At 46.8% G+C, this 16,891-nt stretch carries 16 protein-coding genes; 3 read left to right on the forward strand and 13 right to left on the reverse strand.

Going from position 1 to position 16,891, the window contains the following annotated elements:
• Positions 1-58 precede the first annotated feature (58 nt).
• A complete protein-coding gene (locus tag CLV82_RS08040) occupies positions 59-1,303 on the forward strand; it encodes an asparagine synthetase B (protein WP_133644492.1) in 1,245 nt (414 codons plus the stop codon).
• Here the strand turns inward: CLV82_RS08040 and CLV82_RS08045 are convergent.
• Complete coding sequence (locus tag CLV82_RS08045; protein ID WP_133643804.1) at positions 1,300-2,100, reverse strand: HAD family hydrolase; 801 nt, start codon at positions 2,098-2,100, stop codon at positions 1,300-1,302. The two genes, CLV82_RS08040 and CLV82_RS08045, sit on opposite strands and share 4 nt — an antisense overlap.
• Before the next feature lie 93 nt (positions 2,101-2,193).
• Between CLV82_RS08045 and CLV82_RS08050 the strand changes: the two genes are divergently transcribed.
• Together CLV82_RS08050 and CLV82_RS08055 are read left to right on the forward strand one after the other, a co-directional pair.
• Complete coding sequence (locus CLV82_RS08050) at positions 2,194-2,616, forward strand: secondary thiamine-phosphate synthase enzyme YjbQ (RefSeq protein WP_133644493.1); 423 nt, start codon at positions 2,194-2,196, stop codon at positions 2,614-2,616.
• 26 nt (positions 2,617-2,642) lie between these two features.
• Positions 2,643-2,915, forward strand: coding sequence for an EF-hand domain-containing protein (locus CLV82_RS08055; protein ID WP_133643805.1), 273 nt, complete (start codon positions 2,643-2,645; stop codon positions 2,913-2,915).
• Positions 2,916-2,970: 55 nt separating this feature from the next.
• Here CLV82_RS08055 and rplT read toward each other — a convergent pair whose 3' ends face one another.
• The 12 genes from rplT to CLV82_RS08115 form a co-directional block, all read right to left on the reverse strand.
• Positions 2,971-3,315 carry a 50S ribosomal protein L20 gene (rplT, locus tag CLV82_RS08060; RefSeq protein WP_133643806.1) on the reverse strand — a complete coding sequence of 115 codons (345 nt, stop codon included), beginning with the start codon at positions 3,313-3,315 and terminating at the stop codon, positions 2,971-2,973.
• A 91-nt stretch (positions 3,316-3,406) separates the two neighbouring features.
• On the reverse strand, positions 3,407-3,604 hold the full coding sequence (gene rpmI / locus CLV82_RS08065; protein WP_133643807.1) for a 50S ribosomal protein L35: 198 nt from the start codon (positions 3,602-3,604) through the stop codon (positions 3,407-3,409).
• Between the two features lie 61 nt (positions 3,605-3,665).
• The gene (infC, locus tag CLV82_RS08070; RefSeq protein ID WP_208107981.1) at positions 3,666-4,214 is read right to left on the reverse strand and encodes a translation initiation factor IF-3; all 549 of its coding nucleotides are present in this window, start codon (positions 4,212-4,214) and stop codon (positions 3,666-3,668) included.
• Positions 4,215-4,254: 40 nt separating this feature from the next.
• Entirely contained in the window at positions 4,255-6,198 is a 1,944-nt protein-coding gene (thrS, locus tag CLV82_RS08075; protein ID WP_133644494.1) for a threonine--tRNA ligase, read from the reverse strand.
• Positions 6,199-6,302: 104 nt separating this feature from the next.
• Entirely contained in the window at positions 6,303-6,527 is a 225-nt protein-coding gene (locus tag CLV82_RS08080) for a DUF6095 family protein (RefSeq protein WP_133643809.1), read from the reverse strand.
• Positions 6,528-6,575: 48 nt separating this feature from the next.
• Positions 6,576-7,433, reverse strand: coding sequence for a DUF4249 family protein (locus CLV82_RS08085; RefSeq protein WP_133643810.1), 858 nt, complete (start codon positions 7,431-7,433; stop codon positions 6,576-6,578).
• A 4-nt stretch (positions 7,434-7,437) separates the two neighbouring features.
• Positions 7,438-9,834 (reverse strand): TonB-dependent receptor, encoded by a 2,397-nt coding sequence (locus CLV82_RS08090; protein ID WP_133643811.1) that lies wholly within the window; start codon positions 9,832-9,834, stop codon positions 7,438-7,440.
• A 104-nt stretch (positions 9,835-9,938) separates the two neighbouring features.
• Positions 9,939-12,161: an NADP-dependent isocitrate dehydrogenase gene (locus CLV82_RS08095; RefSeq protein ID WP_133643812.1), complete on the reverse strand. Its 2,223-nt coding sequence runs from the start codon at positions 12,159-12,161 to the stop codon at positions 9,939-9,941.
• Positions 12,162-12,864: 703 nt separating this feature from the next.
• Positions 12,865-14,154 carry a carboxypeptidase-like regulatory domain-containing protein gene (locus CLV82_RS08100; protein ID WP_133644495.1) on the reverse strand — a complete coding sequence of 430 codons (1,290 nt, stop codon included), beginning with the start codon at positions 14,152-14,154 and terminating at the stop codon, positions 12,865-12,867.
• 181 nt (positions 14,155-14,335) lie between these two features.
• On the reverse strand, positions 14,336-14,941 hold the full coding sequence (locus CLV82_RS08105; protein ID WP_133643813.1) for a DinB family protein: 606 nt from the start codon (positions 14,939-14,941) through the stop codon (positions 14,336-14,338).
• Positions 14,942-15,057: 116 nt separating this feature from the next.
• The gene (locus CLV82_RS08110; protein ID WP_133643814.1) at positions 15,058-15,657 is read right to left on the reverse strand and encodes a DinB family protein; all 600 of its coding nucleotides are present in this window, start codon (positions 15,655-15,657) and stop codon (positions 15,058-15,060) included.
• 197 nt (positions 15,658-15,854) lie between these two features.
• On the reverse strand, positions 15,855-16,811 hold the full coding sequence (locus tag CLV82_RS08115) for a hypothetical protein (RefSeq protein WP_133643815.1): 957 nt from the start codon (positions 16,809-16,811) through the stop codon (positions 15,855-15,857).
• Positions 16,812-16,891: the final 80 nt, after the last annotated feature.

Genomic DNA, 16,891 nt, shown 5'->3' on the forward strand with positions numbered 1-16,891 from the left:
ACTGCCCAGTAAATTCATTTCTAAGTTTTCTTTAAAGCGTTTTGCGCCGGTACTGTTTATGCTGCTATTCCTGCTGACAGCGATCAAAGTGTCTGCAAGTGTGATCCTGATCCCTATGGATGCAGAGAGCCAGAAAGATCACCTGAAGGCTTACGGGATCACCTATTGGGTACTGACCAAACAACAAAAAGTACAATGGTTGCTCAATTACCGGGGTGGGTCTTTCCTGCTCCCAGACGGGGAACGGATCCGGAAAGAATGCCAGATCCGGGGGGTATCATTCGAAGTACTTTCCGATGAAATGGCCCAGGGAATCCTGGATGGGATCAGTAGCCCCGCAGTGAACCAGGAAGCCGTTATCCTGGAAAAAGCTCCTAAAATTGCGGTGTATTCCCCTAAAGACAACCAACCATGGGATGATGCGGTTACCATGGCGCTCACTTATGCCGAGATCCCTTACGTCACCATTTACGATGAAGAAGTGTTGGGGGATAAGCTGGTATTATATGACTGGCTTCACCTGCACCATGAAGATTTTACCGGGCAATATGGTAAATTCTACGGGGCATACCGGGCCACCCCCTGGTACATAGAAGGCAAGCGGCAGGCAGAAGACCTTGCTTCCAGGCTAGGTTTTTCTAAGGTTTCACAGGAAAAACTCGCCGTGGCTCTAAAGATCAGGAATTATGTTATCGGCGGAGGATTTATGTTTGCTATGTGCTCGGCAACGGACAGCTTTGATATTGCCCTTGCTGCTGAAGGCGTGGATATCTGCGAACCAATGTTCGACGGTGATCCTTCGGATCCCAATTACCAAAAGAGAATAGATTACACCAAGACCTTTGCCTTTAAAGACTTTATCCTGGAACGGAATCCGCTGAGGTACGAGTTCTCCTCGATTGATATGACCTCCCAGAGACAACAGGTACCTAAAGAGTCGGATTATTTTTCACTGATGGACTTTTCGGCTAAATGGGACCCGGTCCCCACAATGCTTTGCCAGAACCATACCTCCCTGGTAAAAGGATTTATGGGGCAGACCACCGCCTTTGCCCGGGAACAAATAAAACCTACGGTCCTGGTGCTGGGTGAAAACAGGATCAACGGGGAGGCCAGGTATATTCACGGCATCAAGGGGAAGGGATTCTTTACATTTTACGGCGGACACGATCCTGAAGATTACCAGCACAGGGTAGGGGATCCGAAAACTGCGCTGGAGTTGCACCCGAACTCTCCCGGGTACAGACTAATCCTTAATAATGTTTTATTTCCCGCCGCGAGGAAAAAGAAGCAAAAGACCTAAAAATTTTCAAGCATTTTTTGCAGGATGTGTTCCACCCCACCTTCATCATTGGTCAGGGTCTGGTAATTGGCTGCACTCAGTACATTGGGATGGGCATTGGCCATGGCTACACTGTAGGTAGCCAGTGACATCATTTCCAGGTCGTTATTATAATCCCCGAATACCAGGGTCTCCTCCGGGCTTATGCCGTAGTTTTCCTGTATTTTCTTGAGGGCGTATCCCTTATGGGCATCGGGATGCGAGAGATCCACCCAATGTTCCCCGGATACCTTGACCTGCAGGTCGGACTCAAAGGACCGGACAGCCGGGTAGATATATTGTTCAGAACTGATATCGTGGTATACTGCAATCTTGACGATCTCCTGGTCAAATTCGTAAAGATCGGGTATCACCTCGTAAGTGGTGTAATATTCCTGGAGTTTGGACTGGAACTCCCTTGAGCTTTCACTGAGGTAGGCACTGCCTTTACCGCAAAGAATAGGATGCGCGTCGGAAACTGAAGACAATTTCTCCAAAACCTCGTTTTTCTTTCCGCCCGGCAACGGGGTAGAGACCAGCTCTTTTCCCTGTTGAACTGCAAAAGCACCATTCTCCGCAATTATAATGATCTCGTCACGGATAGGGGCCAGTTTTTCGGCTATACTGCCAAACTGCCTGCCGCTTGCGGCTACGAATAGAATATTGTTCTTACGAAGTTGCTTATAGAGGTCAAAGAACAAAGGGCTGACCTGGTGCTTGGAGTTCAGGAGGGTGCCATCCATATCGGTGACCACTAATTTTATTCGTGATAAGTCCATGTTTTGTATCTTCAGCTTACAAAGGTATTTTTTAAGAATTTAAATAAGGACTGTAAAGTGAAAGTTTTACCCTCAGATACTCCGGCAACGGAGATGAAGATATACCAGAAATCCATAACTCTGCCTCCATTTCCCAGGGGATTCCACCTGGTGACCGACAGGATCGTCTCCCAGTTTCCTGAACTTAGCGAAATTAAGACCGGCCTTCTGAACGTTTTTATACAGCATACCTCTGCAAGCCTGACGATCAATGAGAATGCAGATCCTACAGTAAGGACAGACTTTGAGAGTCATATGAACCAGATGGTTCCTGAAAATGCACCCTATTATGAACATACCATAGAGGGGCCTGATGATATGCCTGCACACATTAAAGCTTCCCTTATGGGGGCGTCTGTCCAGGTTCCTGTGACCAATGGCAGGCTGAACCTTGGCACCTGGCAGGGAATATACCTTTGTGAACACAGGGATCATGTCAGCGGGAGGCGACTGGTGCTTACCGTATACGGGTCCTGAGAAGCAATATTAAAAATAAAATGATAATGGCTACAAAAGAAGACATCCTGAATAAGATACAGATCCTGATCACTCATCATTTTAAAACCCCGGAGGAGGCCTACAGGTTCTTTGATAAAGACTCCGATGGTAAGCTTAAAAAAGATGAAATAATCGAATTGCTGAAGCGGGCAGAGATTAATGGTTTTATCAGGGGGATCGTCGCCAGCAAATTGATCGAAGGGTATGATAAGTCCGGGGATGAATATGTGGATTGGGATGAATTCAAGGCTGCGATTTCTAAGATTCAGAAAACCTGAGACATAAAAAAAACCCGGCGGTAAGCCAGGGTTTTTAAGCGAGATAAGATTCGTTTTATTTTACCTTTTCTACAATTGCTTTGAAAGCATCGGGGTGGTTCATGGCCAGGTCGGCAAGTACCTTACGGTTCAGGTCGATATTGTTGGCTTTCAATTTCCCCATAAACTGAGAATAGGACAGTCCGTGCATCCTGGCACCTGCATTGATACGGGTGATCCACAGGGCGCGGAAATTTCTTTTCTTATTCCTACGGTCCCTGTATGCATACTGCATTGCCTTTTCTACTGCATTCTTGGCAACAGTCCAGACATTTTTACGACGACCAAAGTATCCTTTGGCCTGTTTCATTATTTTTTTTCTACGTGCTCTTGAAGCAACTGAATTTACTGATCTTGGCATTTCTTTTTGTTTTTTGTAGCAGGCGATCCGGTTTTATTTGCGGATACTTTATGGCCCAACTCCACGGTTAATACAATTCCCTTAGTGACAATTACTTTAAACGTAATTGTTCCATGATACTGTTCTCATCGGCTTTGTGTACCAATGTATCATGGGTCAGCTTAAGCTTACGCTTTTTAGACTTCTTAGTAAGAATGTGGCTCTTGTAAGCGTGCTTCCTCTTTATTTTACCGGTACCGGTCAGCTTAAAACGCTTCTTGGCACTGGATTTAGTTTTCATTTTAGGCATTAGCTTCCTATTTGTTATTAATTATCTCGCTTATTATTATCTGTTGCGACGCTGCGCAATTTTACTTCTTTGTCTTGGGGGCCAGGAACATAGTCATCCGCTTACCTTCCAGTTTTGGCATTTGCTCTACTTTACCGTAGTCTTCAAGCTCAGATGCCAATCTCAGAAGCAGGATTTCTCCCTGGTCCTTGTACACGATAGATCGTCCTTTGAAGAATACATAAGCTTTAAGCTTAGCACCTTCTTTAAGGAATTTTTCCGCGTGCTTCTTTTTAAATTCGTAATCGTGGTCATCCGTCTGGGGTCCAAACCGGATTTCCTTCACCACCACTTTGGTGGCTTTGGCTTTCATAGCCTTCTCCCTCTTCTTCTGTTCGTAGAGGTATTTTTTATAGTCGATGATTTTACAAACCGGCGGATCCGCATTCGGCGATATTTCCACCAGATCAAGACCTTGTTCCGCGGCCATGGAAAGTGCTTCCCTGATAGGGTATACACCCATTTCCACGTTGTCTCCCACCAATCTTACCTTGGGTGACGATATCTTCTCATTGATCTTATGGGGATTCTTATTTTCCCTCCTAGGTTGGGGCTTAAATCTTCTTCTAATTGCTATGGCTACTACTTTTTAATTCGACTTATTTTAACTTTTATTTGAACGACTTTAAGGTACTACTTATTTCTTTTTCGACCAAGTCTACAAACTGTTTCACAGAGATCTTGCCCAGATCTTCACCACCGTGACGACGTACAGAGATCATCGATTCTGATTCTTCCTGCTCGCCAACGATCAGCATAAACGGGATTTTATTCATCTCGGCGTCCCGGATTTTCTTCCCTACCGTCTCGTTACGATGGTCTGCAAGGGCGCGAATTTCGTGATTTTCCAGTGAATTTAAAACTTTTTCGGCATATTTTTCGTGTTTCTCACTGACGGGCAAGATAATAGCCTGCTCCGGGATAAGCCATAATGGGAAATTACCCCCGGTATGTTCCAGTAAAAGAGCGACAAATCGCTCCATGCTTCCGAAGGGTGCACGGTGTATCATCACCGGCCGGTGTGATTCGTTATCACTGCCTTTGTAGGTCAGGTCAAACCTTTCTGGCAGGTTATAATCAACCTGTATGGTCCCCAATTGCCATTGTCTTCCAAGCGCATCCTTCACCATGAAGTCCAGCTTAGGCCCGTAGAATGCTGCTTCACCTTCTACGATCTTGTAATTCAGTCCTTTTTCTTTCGCGGCATTGATGATAGCTCGTTCGGCTTTCTCCCAGTTTTCTATTGTTCCGATATACTTGTCCGGTTGCTCCGGATCTCTTAGGGATACCTGGGCGGTAAAATTATCAAAACCAAGAGAGTTGAGCACGTATAAAGACAAGTCTATCACTTCCTTGAATTCCTGGTCCAGCTGATCCGGGGTACAGAAAATATGAGCATCGTCCTGGGTGAATCCTCTAACCCTCGTCAGGCCGTGCAGTTCGCCACTTTGTTCATAGCGGTATACAGTACCGAATTCAGCGTAACGTTTAGGCAGTTCCCGGTAGCTGAAAGGCCGGGCATTGTATATTTCGCAGTGATGCGGACAGTTCATCGGCTTCAGCAAGAATTCCTCATCCTCTTTCGGAGTATGAATGGGTTGAAAACTGTCTTCCCCGTATTTCGCATAATGCCCCGAGGTGACATACAGTTCTTTCTGCCCGATATGAGGGGTGACCACCATCTCGTAGCCAGCCTGTTTCTGGGCTTTTTTCAGGAATTGTTCCAGACGTTCCCTCAGGGCAGCACCTTTAGGCAACCACAGGGGTAATCCCTGGCCAACCTTCTGGGAAAATGTGAACAGGTCCAGTTCTTTTCCCAGTTTCCTGTGATCTCTTTTCTTAGCTTCTTCGAGCAGGGCGAGGTACTCTGTAAGTTCTTTCTGTTTAGGGAATGATATTCCGTAGACCCTGGTCAGCTGGGGTTTGTTCTCGTCCCCCCTCCAGTATGCTCCTGCCACATTGAGGATCTTGATCGCTTTAATAAAGCCAGTATTGGGGATATGGCCTCCCCGGCACAGATCCGTAAAGGTATCATGGTCACAGAAGGTGATGCTTCCATCCTCCAGGTTCTCAATGAGTTCAGTCTTATATTCGTTTTGCTGGTCCTCGTAATAGGACAGGGCTTCTTGTTTACTGACGGCACGCATTTTAAATTCGTGCTTGCCTCTCGCAATCTCCAGGGCTTTCTTCTCAATTGCCGGGAAATCCTTTTCAGAGATGGTGTGTTCCCCGAAATCGACATCATAATAAAAACCGTTTTCGATCGCCGGTCCGATGGTCAATTTAATTCCCGGGTAAAGTTCCTCCAGGGCCTGTGCGACCACGTGCGAAGACGAATGCCAGAAGGCTTTCTTTCCTTCGTCATCGTTCCAGGTATGAAGAACCAGTTTACCATCCTCTTCCAGGGCAGAGACCGTCTCAACCTTTGTGCCGTTAAAGGTAGCCGAGATCACGTTCCTGGCCAGTCCTTCGCTGATGCTCCTGGCCACATCCATAGGGGTTGCTCCCTGTTCAAATTCTTTTACGGAATTGTCCGGTAAGGTTATTTTTATCATTCCCATCGCTCACTTTTGTAAGGCAGCAAAGATAACATCTTGCTTTGATGCGGGCAATTAAAGCTAAAGTATTTTAGAGGGTGCGGACTATGCCGCCAGACGGCCTATTTTTTATTAAAAAAGGCGTTTACAACAGTTCGTATACTGTAGAAACCCATACCTACCGCTGCGAGGGCAAATATAAAACCCAGGATTAGCACGTAAATGTAGAGCGGGTGGCCTTCATTTTTAAAAGCCTGATAGATAATAACGGGAGCGATGAACATTAACAGGGCTGTGATTCCCAGGTATTTGACACCTCTAATCAGTAATTCTCTGTCTGTTCTCATATTACCCATGGCTTTGTTGCAAAAATAATGCTTTTAGTTATTTAGTCATTACTCTACGATGAGTGTTTCCCTGAATTCCTGGCAGACGGCAAAATATCCCAGGGCAAAATTATCCGGGTCCCCCACATTGTCAAAGTTCTCGATATTGTCAATGCCCGTCGCGTTAATAATGTTCCCGCGCACCGTGGCAGCAGGGGTCTGGAAGGGACCGGCGGTATCGCTGCCGCTCTGTACGATCAGCTGGTTCATGTAGTTATAGAATGGTTCATCTACACCTAGCAATCCTATTTCAATTTCTTTTCCTGCTTCAAAAGTCTGGTCGTAGAAATAGGAGAATATAAATTGTTGTCCCTGGTAGAACTCATCCTCGGTCACCAGGTATTCATCAGAACCAAGATCAAATAAATAGAAATCGTTGCGTTCAGGGGAATCCGTAAATGAAATGATCACTTCGGTCTCATCTCCTTCAAAAAGACTGGCATCGCCTTGCTCCAGGGAATCGATCGGAACTCCCGGTATATACTGGGTCCTCGCGATATACAATTCCCCCTGGAAATCGACCTGCAGGATGAGCCTGCCCGTAAGGAAGAATTCTGTATTCTTACTGGCTTCGTATACCCCCGGTTCTGTTTGCAGCAGAACCATAGTATTGGGATTCTCAAAAGAGCTTTCCATATCAATATTTGTTATGGTGATCTGGTCTACTTCGGTGGCCGGGGTCTTCCCGAAGAATGAATCTGTCAGGTTAACTTTAATGACCACGTCTTGCACTGCCTCCGAAGTGTTGACCCGGATCAGGGCATCAATGATCAGGCGGGGTGGTCCAACCGGGGTGTCTACCTGGATGACGTCTTCACAACCGGAGCAGAACAAGCTTATAATGATGATGGTGATGATCCTTTTCATGTTCTCAAAACTTAAAGTTGTAGGTGACAGAGGGTACTATCCCGAAGATCGAGGTCCTGACCGCTTCATTGGCCCCTGTATCCTGGTTTCTCCTGAAGTTGATAGATGCAGCATTCATACGGTTGTAAACATTGTATATGCTGAATACCCACTCGGTCTGCAGTTTCCTGTCCCGGTTTTTACGGGGGATAAGGGTTGCAGAGATGTCCAACCGGTGGTAGTCCGGCAATCTTTCCGTATTCCGCAGTCCGTAATAGGGAACAGTAAGCCCTTGGAAGCCGAATTGCCCAACGGGATAGTTGGTTGGCTGCCCCGTCTGGTAAATGAAATTACTGTTCAGGCTCCATTTTTCACTAAGTTCATAACTGCCATACACGGCGATATCATGAGTTTTGTCATAAGGAGTATTATACCATTCCCCGAAATTGATACCGGTTTCCTGGTTAGACCTGCCATCATCGGTCACAGGGGCTCGTCCCGGGGTGCGTTGTTCCGATTTGGACAAGGTGTAGGCCATCCACCCCTGGAAACTGCCCTCGTTCTTCCGCAGCAGGATTTCCAGTCCATAAGCCCGTGCCTGCCCGTTCAATATCACCTGTTCTATTGCATTGTTGGCGATCAGGTTGGCCCCGTCAATATAATCTATCCTGTTCTGTACCTCTTTGTAGAAAACCTCGGTTTCCAGTGCATATCGGCGGTCGGCTGTTTCCCTGAAATACCCGAATGCATATTGATCAAGTAACTGGGGTTTGACGAACGGGCCACTGGGAGTCCAGACATCCAGGGGGGTAGGGGAGCTGGTGTTGGAAAGCAGGTGCAGGTATTGCGATAGCCGGGTATAGCTGGCTTTAAAAGCATTTTGGCTGTTCGGGGTCCAGGAAAGGGCGACACGGGGTTCAAGGTTGGTGAAATCGGCCAGCGTAGTGCCTCGCCCGGGTTCAAGAACTTCAATGGGGTCTGCTTCCTGGTAGATGAGCAGGAAGGGGTCAAAAGTGACCGGGCGATCATCCTGGTACCGGTTCAGTTCATCCTGACCCAGTCGTATAAAATGACTCAATCTTAGTCCGTACTGCATACTGAAGGTAGAGGATAGTTTATGTTCCACATCCACGTAGACTGCAGATTCATTGGCATACTTCTGTATCAATTGCTCCTGTACTATGCCCGAATCTTCCCGGTTGGGCTCAATCTCTCCGGGGTTAAAACGGTAATAGGTATTCTGCAGTCCGAAGTTTACCTGCAGCGCATCCGTCAGGTAGTGCTTAAAATCGTATTTGAGATTGAAATTCTGGATACCGGAATTCCAGCGGAACCCGACAAAGTCTAGTTCCAGCCCGTAATAGTAATCCGAATATATCAGGGAAAGGTTAGAGAAAAGTCGGTCAGAAAAGATATGGTTCCACCGGAAATTAAAAACGCTGTTCCCGTAAGTGTTGTTAAATACATTAGCGACGCTGAAAACGTCTCTCCCGAAATAACCTGAGAGGAACAGGTTGTTACGCGCGTTGAGGCGATAGTTGAGTTTAGTGTTGAGATCGTAGAAATACGCCTTGTTCTGGATATCGAACAGCGGAAGGAACAGGTGAGCATAAGAGGCGCGGCCTCCCACCAGGAAGGCAGCTGTATCTTTTTTGATGGGTCCCTCGGCCAGCAGGCGACTGGCGACCAGGCCTATCCCACCGTTCATTTTAAATTCCTTACTGTTTCCTTCTTTCTGGAAGATCTCGAGCACAGAGGAGACCCTGCCCCCGTAGCGCGCGGGAATCCCACCTTTATACAGCTTGATATCCTTGATGGCATCCGGGTTGAAGACCGAGAAGAACCCGAATAAATGTGAGGAATTAAAGATAGTTGCCTCGTCCAGGAGAATAAGGTTCTGGTCTGCTGCACCGCCCCGGACGTTAAAGCCCGAGGAACCTTCGCCGGCATTGGTGACTCCGGGTAGTAATACGAGCGACTTCAGGACGTCAGCCTCCCCGAGCACCACGGGGATCTTTTTAATGGTCTGGGCAGACAAGGAGTTTACACTCATCTGAGGCTTGCTGATATCAGTGCGTTCAATATCCTCGGTAAGGATCACTTCCTGTAATTCTTCGGTCTGTTCATACATCCGGAAATTCCGGAGTATGTTCTGGTCAAAGCTGATGGTTTCCCTGATCTCCTGGAATCCAAGATAGGCGATCCTGATCTCATATGTCCCTTCGGGTAGTGTAAGGGAATAAAACCCGTATTCATTGGTTACAGCACCTGTTCCCAGTTCCGGGACAATTACGCTGACCCCTATCAGGGTCTCATTGCTGTTCGCCTCGCTGATGGTGCCGCTGAGCGTATACCGCTGCTGGGCATAAATGGAATGGAAAACCCATAGCAGGCCGAACAACAATATGAATGTCTTACGCATTCGCAATTTTTATTTAAAAATAGGGAGAATAACCGGATATCGAAATCAATAAAAACAAACAACCCCGCCGGGAGGCAGGGTCGTATATCAATTAAGCAGAAAAACTACTTCAGCTTTTCCAGTAGGCTGTTCAGGGTTTTACTGGGTCTCATCGCCTCTGAAGCTTTCTCAGGGTCTGGCATGTAATAGCCACCAATATCCTGGGGTTTCCCCTGGGCTGCTTCCAATTCCCCGATGATGGTATCCGTCTCATCTCGCATGGACTTGGCGATCTCTTCATACATTTCCCTTAATGCCGGGTGTTCGTCCTGGGAAGCGAGCGCTTCTGCCCAATAACGGGCGAGGAAGAAATGACTGCCCCTGGTGTCCAGTTCGCCTACCTTACGGGAAGGCGATTTATCGTTGTCCAGGAATTTCTCTGTCGCATCATCAAGGGCTTCGGCCAGCACTTTTGCCGCCGGGTTATCGTATTTATCACCATAGAAGGCAAGTGAAACAGCCAGGGCAAGGAATTCCCCCAGGGAATCCCATCGCAGGTGTCCCTCTTCCAGGAACTGTTCTACGTGCTTAGGGGCAGATCCTCCTGCACCGGTTTCAAATAAACCACCACCGTTCATCAGTGGAACTATGGATAACATTTTTGCACTGGTACCTACCTCGAGGATAGGGAAAAGATCTGTCAGGTAATCCCGCAGAACATTCCCGGTGACCGAGATGGTATCTTTTCCTTCTTTCATCCTTTTCAGGGTGAACTCGGCCGCCTCTACCGGGGACAGGATCTGTATATCTAATCCTTCAGTATCTAGTCCTGGCAGGTATTGATCGATCTTTGCGATAAGTTGCGCGTCATGGGCACGTTCTTTGTCCAGCCAGAAAACGGTAGGAACTTTAGTGGCACGGGCACGCTTTACAGCAAGCTTGATCCAGTCTTCTACCGGTGCATCCTTGGTCTGGCACATTCTCCAGATGTCTCCTTCAGATACATTGTGCTCCAGCAAAGTAGAGTTATCAGAAGTCCTCACGACCCTGACTTTCCCGTTTGCAGGGATCTCAAAGGTTTTATCGTGAGATCCGTATTCTTCGGCTTTCTGAGCCATCAGTCCCACGTTAGGGACAGTTCCCATAGTTCTCGGGTCAAAGGCTCCGTGTTTTTTACAGAAGTCAATAGTGGCCTGGTAAACACCGGCATAACTGCTATCCGGGATCACGGCCTTGGTATCCTGGGTATCTCCTTCGGCATTCCACATCTGGCCCGAATTCCGGATCATAGCCGGCATAGAGGCATCGATGATTACATCACTCGGAACATGCAAGTTGGTGATACCCTTATCAGAATTTACCATGGCCAAGTCTGGCCCTTGTTCCATAGCTTGTTGCAGATCTTTTTCAATTGCTGCACGTTCACCCTCTGGTAGGGATTGAATCTGGTTGTAGAGACTTTCCAGCCCGTCATTGGCACTGACACCGATCTTCTGGAAGGTGTCTTCGTATTTTTTAAAGACTTCAGAGAAATACTCCTCTACCACGTGCCCGAAAATGATAGGGTCAGAGACCTTCATCATGGTGGCTTTCAGGTGTACCGAAAAGAGGATATCCTTTTCCTTGGCGTCTTTGATCTCCTGGTCCAGGAACTGGATCAAAGCCTTTTTTTCCATTACGGTAGCATCGATGATCTCCTTAGCCAGCAGGCTCACTTTTTCTTTTAATACGTTAACGGTACCATCTTCTCGGACTAATTCGATTCGGACGTCACCGGCCTCATCAACGGTGACAGATTTCTCGTTAGAACGGAAATCTCCTTTTCCCATAGTAGCCACATGTGTTTTGGAATCCTTATCCCAGGCTCCCATGGAATGTGGGTTTTTCTTGGCGTAATTTTTAACCGGTTTTGGTGCCCTGCGGTCCGAGTTTCCTTCCCTGAGCACCGGGTTTACCGCACTCCCTTTAATTTTATCGTATGTCGCCTTGATCCCTTTTTCCTCTTCGGTGGTCGGCTCATCCGGGTAGTCGGGCAGCGCATACCCTTTGGACTGCAGTTCCGAGATGGCTTCCTTCAGCTGGGGGATAGAGGCACTGATATTGGGAAGTTTAATGATATTTGCCTCAGGAGTGGTAGCAAGGTTGCCCAGCATGGCCAGGTCATCTGAATGTCTTTGTGATTCTTCCAGCCGGTCGGGGAAGGCAGACAGGATTCTTGCGGCCAGTGAAATATCCCTGGTCTCTATATGGACGCCGGCGGTTTTACCGAACGCTCTGACAATGGGGAGAAATGATTGGGTGGCGAGGGCTGGTGCCTCGTCAGTCTTGGTATAAATAATACTCGGCATATATACGTCTAGTTTTCATTTAAGCGTCGCAAATATACAATTTTAAATGGCTCTGTTCATGGAGGAAAGGGGGGAGGCCGGCATATTGTGATCTTTATGGAAACCAGCCGGGCATTTCAGCTGTGAAGTAAACCGGAAAAACAAAAGCCATATCATTGTAACAAGTACATTGATATGGCTTTTTAGAATCGATCCGCAAACGTCTAGTCCTGTAATCTTGTTACAGTCCGCAACCATTGATTGCATTTGCATGATCTCATCCACGTTTGAAACATCGTTTTTTCTTAATCGAAATTAAGATTGACTAAATGTTTCTTTTCATTGTATTAGTTCTTTTATTTTAAATATAAAATCGCAATTCTATACTTAATATACAAGTCCTCACATTAGACGACAAGCGACAGCCTCCCGTTAAATGCTCATCCTATACCGCTGCCATGTAATTGCTTACCTGGTTTTGGTTAACGGATTATACAACAATACAAAGAACGTTGACTTCGTAATGATTTTTGAAATTCCATGGACTGGATATTCCCGAAAACCATAAATTAAAAATACAACATTTTTTCACCTTGCGCAAGTTTTATAAGCAATTTAAAATCAACACTTTATGAACGGAGTTTATCAACAATTGTTCATAATCCCGAAACCTGCAGTTTTTTCTAGTGTCCTGGTAATCAGTGGAGTTTTGATCTTTGGAATATTAACGGGTATCCGGTCCGCCGGAGGGTTCGCGTTTTAATTGCCGTTGTATCTTACGGATGGCGGATTCGATCGATTTTTCCGGTTCAATGATGTTGTATTCTCCCCAGAAGTCGGGATCGGAAAAGCCGCTGGCCTCGTCGGCAAGGATGACGGATGGGCGCAACCTTTGTTTGCCCTTGGGTAAATCTCCTTCTGTGTTCACCACCCAGTCTGTTACGGCCATTTCACAAGTTAAGCTGTAAACCGAATTAAATAATTTCCGGTCCCAGTCTATTTTGAACTCGAGGAACACATTGCTGTAACCATAATACCACTTCCCCCCTTTATTCATATAGTCTACCCGGTAGGCGACCTGGGTGGGAAAGACATCGGCATTCTGGGGTTTTTTCCGGACAAACATCCTGCTGGCCTGTTCCCGGTTGGTGATGTTCAGGGAAAAGATAGCACTGGTCAGTACCTTCTGCTCTGCCTCTATATATAGTTTTCCTTCGTACATGGGTTCTGCGATTTCCGGGCGTTGTTTAAAGTTGACCACGTATACCAGCTGATCATTGATCCTCGTGGAACGGTCAAAGCTAAAGTCGTACGCATCGATAGAATCGTCAGTGAACAGGTAATCAGGGTATTTCATAATATCCACGAAGAGGGTATTATAGGGGCCTCCCTGCAATTTAAGGACCAGGGTATCAAGTTTGCTGTAATCCGTACTCTTCCGGGCTTTGTAGAGCTCTACCACGTCGTTCCTGCTCGCCGTATAAGGTGTTTTATAAATGTTTACCACGGCTTCGGATAAGGAGACGTTCCTTCTCCGCCGTTTAATGGTTTCCCGGTAGAAGGCGGTCATCAGCGTCGGGTCTGATACATAATTAGCCCCCTTGTTCCTTAAAGTTTCCTTCACGAGTACTACGGCGTTCCTGGGAGCGCTGATGTTCACTTCGGGCAGTTCCGTAATCGCAATTTCCAGGGCGATCGTATTCTCCTCCTGCCTTAAGCTTGCCAGGGGAATCACTTTTGAAGTATAGCCGAGGAAGGATACCTGCACCCTCGGATCCTGGAGATCGTTAGGTACCTTTAACGAGAATTCCCCATCGGTATTGGTCACCGTGCTGATATTATTATTTTCGAGGCTGACACTCGCAAATACAAGCGGTTTCCCGTTTTCAGCATCTACCACTTCGCCCTTGTACTGGGTATACGCCTGTGGTTGGGATTCCTGCGCGGTCAGCATAAACGGGACCAGTAACAGTATTAAACAAAACTGCATTGCGAAGGTCCAGGCCTTATTCATTCTTTTTGCCCGAGTGAGCACTGGAGGATTAAAATGCATGATCTTTGGTGTTTGCCTTTCTAAGTTAAGCAATAATGAGCTATAACAGAAGCTAATTAACACTTGTACGCCTGGTTTTCAGCAGTATGGGTATAAAAAAAAGCACATCGCTACGATGTGCTTTTATATTTACCAGCTTTGACTACTCTTCGGGAAAATCAGGGCTTTCCATGATCTCGGCTATCTGGGCGTTATGCCTGGCGGTGTGGCCGGACATAAAAAGGACCGCCTGGTAAGCGTCTATTGTGCCGAAAGGCATCTGAGCGTAATGATTCCTGAGGTCATCCTCGGTTTCCTTCATATAATCAATATGGCTCTTCCGGGCGCTCTTAAAAGCTTCAAGGGATTGTTCAAAGTCACCGAACTGCCCACTGGGTTCAAAAGCCTCCGCGGTTTTTATCTTCTGGTCCCGGTTGGTGATCATCGCCAGGATATCGGCGTCAGACATCTTCACTTCAGATCGCATATCGGCATTGGCCGGGGATTGTAGTGTTCCTTTTAACATTTCCCCTATCATCTTCTCCGATATGGCCAGGTGCTCCACGCACTCTGCCACGGACCAGGATTCCGGACTATTCTTAAAATTCAGTTGTTCGTCTGACAGGCCATCAACTGAGGCCATCAGGTTATCTCGTGTCTGTTTCAGATGGTCCACTGCCATCGCTCTCTCCTCATCGGTCAGTTTAAGATCACTGAGGTTAAACCCTACCAGCAGCAGGGCAAATAGAATAATACTGATTTTTTTCATAAGGCTTTACATTTAAATAGAGAATAAGGCTATGCCGCTCATAATCAACCCGGTGCTCTCGGGAAAGCGACTGTTTAAGATACTCCAAAATCTCTAAATATCAGCCAAATAGCCCCTTAATTTGAGTAGGTACCAAGAAAAACATTGACCCCCGGCGGAATTGGATTACCAGCGGCCCGTCTCAACATAACAATCTGCCCGGTGTGCCAGATGGCATCTGAAACAGGACCATTAATAAGATGCAGGAAACTGAATTCCGAATAAGAGTTTTTGCCCTGGAAGCGTAACGGGTAATCGGAGAAATTATCTATCCCCGCCAGGAGATCGGAAGCTTCTCTGAGTCGTTCAAGAGTGATGCTGCGCATTTCAGGAGGGCTGATAGCTAAAGCAGGCTTACCGCTCCTATCTACGACCTCTTTCCGGGCTGTTGCAATGATCACCTCGGAGAGATCATATATATGCCGCATTAATTCCTGAATGGAACGCAGATCCTCCCCGGCACGGTACTCATATTCCTTATTCCCGAGCCCCTCTGTCGCCCAGTAGTAACGAAAGGCAAGGCCGTCAACCATTCTCGCCATGGTAGTACCTGCTGTATATTGTTTACTGCGCTCCGGGAGCTTGTCATAGTTTTCTTCCGTGACCTCTTTCACTTGTCCTGAACTTTGATTGATGGTAAAGATTATTGCGAATAGTGCGATTGGTTTTATAGTCATCCCATGGGTGGTGTTGAAATGATTTACAGATGATCACAACCTTGGCCGCAGAACTAAATTCTTCCCGCCCTGATAGTTGTAAATATCGGTGTAATGTACATAAAATTTCCTGTAGTTCCGGCAGCATAAGGGTAGTCCCACCCCCGCCTAACAGTGTAAACGAAGTTCGCTGGCTTATTTAATTGCAGGACTACTTCTCAGGGAATGGTAAATGTGATCAGCATGTTTTTCTCCCGGGTATTCGGCACTTCAGATATCAGGGCATATTTTCCCGAATCGAGGTCTGCCTTGAAATATCCCGTCTTCCCAGCCGGCAGGTCATTTATCCCGCCAAGAAAAATTATACCTTCAGGAGCCGGAGAGATAAGACCTTCGGGGTCGGCCCAGTTCATCCACTTTTCTAATTCGTCCAGGTTTGCGTTTTCTGACAATCGCACCAGGTTTACATCATGTCCTACAAAGTTTTCATGGGTCATCTGATCCTCAAATTTCACCTCGAAAACCTGGGGACCGGCATGGATGGAATCCAGCACACTGATTCCTTCAGCACCCGATAAAGCGATCTTTACTGTCGATTCAGGAGCGGTATTTGCAGTACTGTCCGCAATAACGACCATTTCTTTGGCCATTCCCATCACCCCGTGGAAAACCCCGTTGGGCATTTTAACATAGCATTCCAGGACATAATAACCAGGTTCCAGGTACACGGTACTCTCTGCTACCTTGCCCGGAGATACCAAACCGACTCCCCCGGAAAAAACAATCTCCGAAAACCAGGGGGGTAATTTTCCAAAGGCTTCCATGGCCGCATCCATTTCTCCTTTATTGATCAGGTCCATTCCTTCCTGGAAAATAGGCATGACATCCTTCTCCCCATCCTTGATGTTCTTGCCTTCGGGATATTTATCCAGTAAAATGAAATGCGCTTCAGAAGATGCGTTCTTATAGCGAAAGGTTTGCCAGCCGGATTGTACAGTATCCTGTACCTGGAAATCCATGACCTCTGTGAGTACCTGGATTACATTTTCTTTTTTCTCGACAGTTTCCTCCATTTCTTTTTCCTTCTTGTCCTCTTTGCAGGATTGGAAGATCACTAGAAGTATGCAGCAGGACAGAATTACCCCAGCCACAGTTTTTAAACCTGGATTTCTCATGTTTATACTATTTAGAGTTAAGGGCGCTAATCAAAGCCGTCGGAGGAGGGAACACGGTCACAGGGCCGTTTAGTTGGTCA

The sequence above is a fragment of the Zeaxanthinibacter enoshimensis genome, from assembly GCF_004362865.1.
In the GTDB taxonomy this organism is placed as follows: domain Bacteria; phylum Bacteroidota; class Bacteroidia; order Flavobacteriales; family Flavobacteriaceae; genus Zeaxanthinibacter; species Zeaxanthinibacter enoshimensis.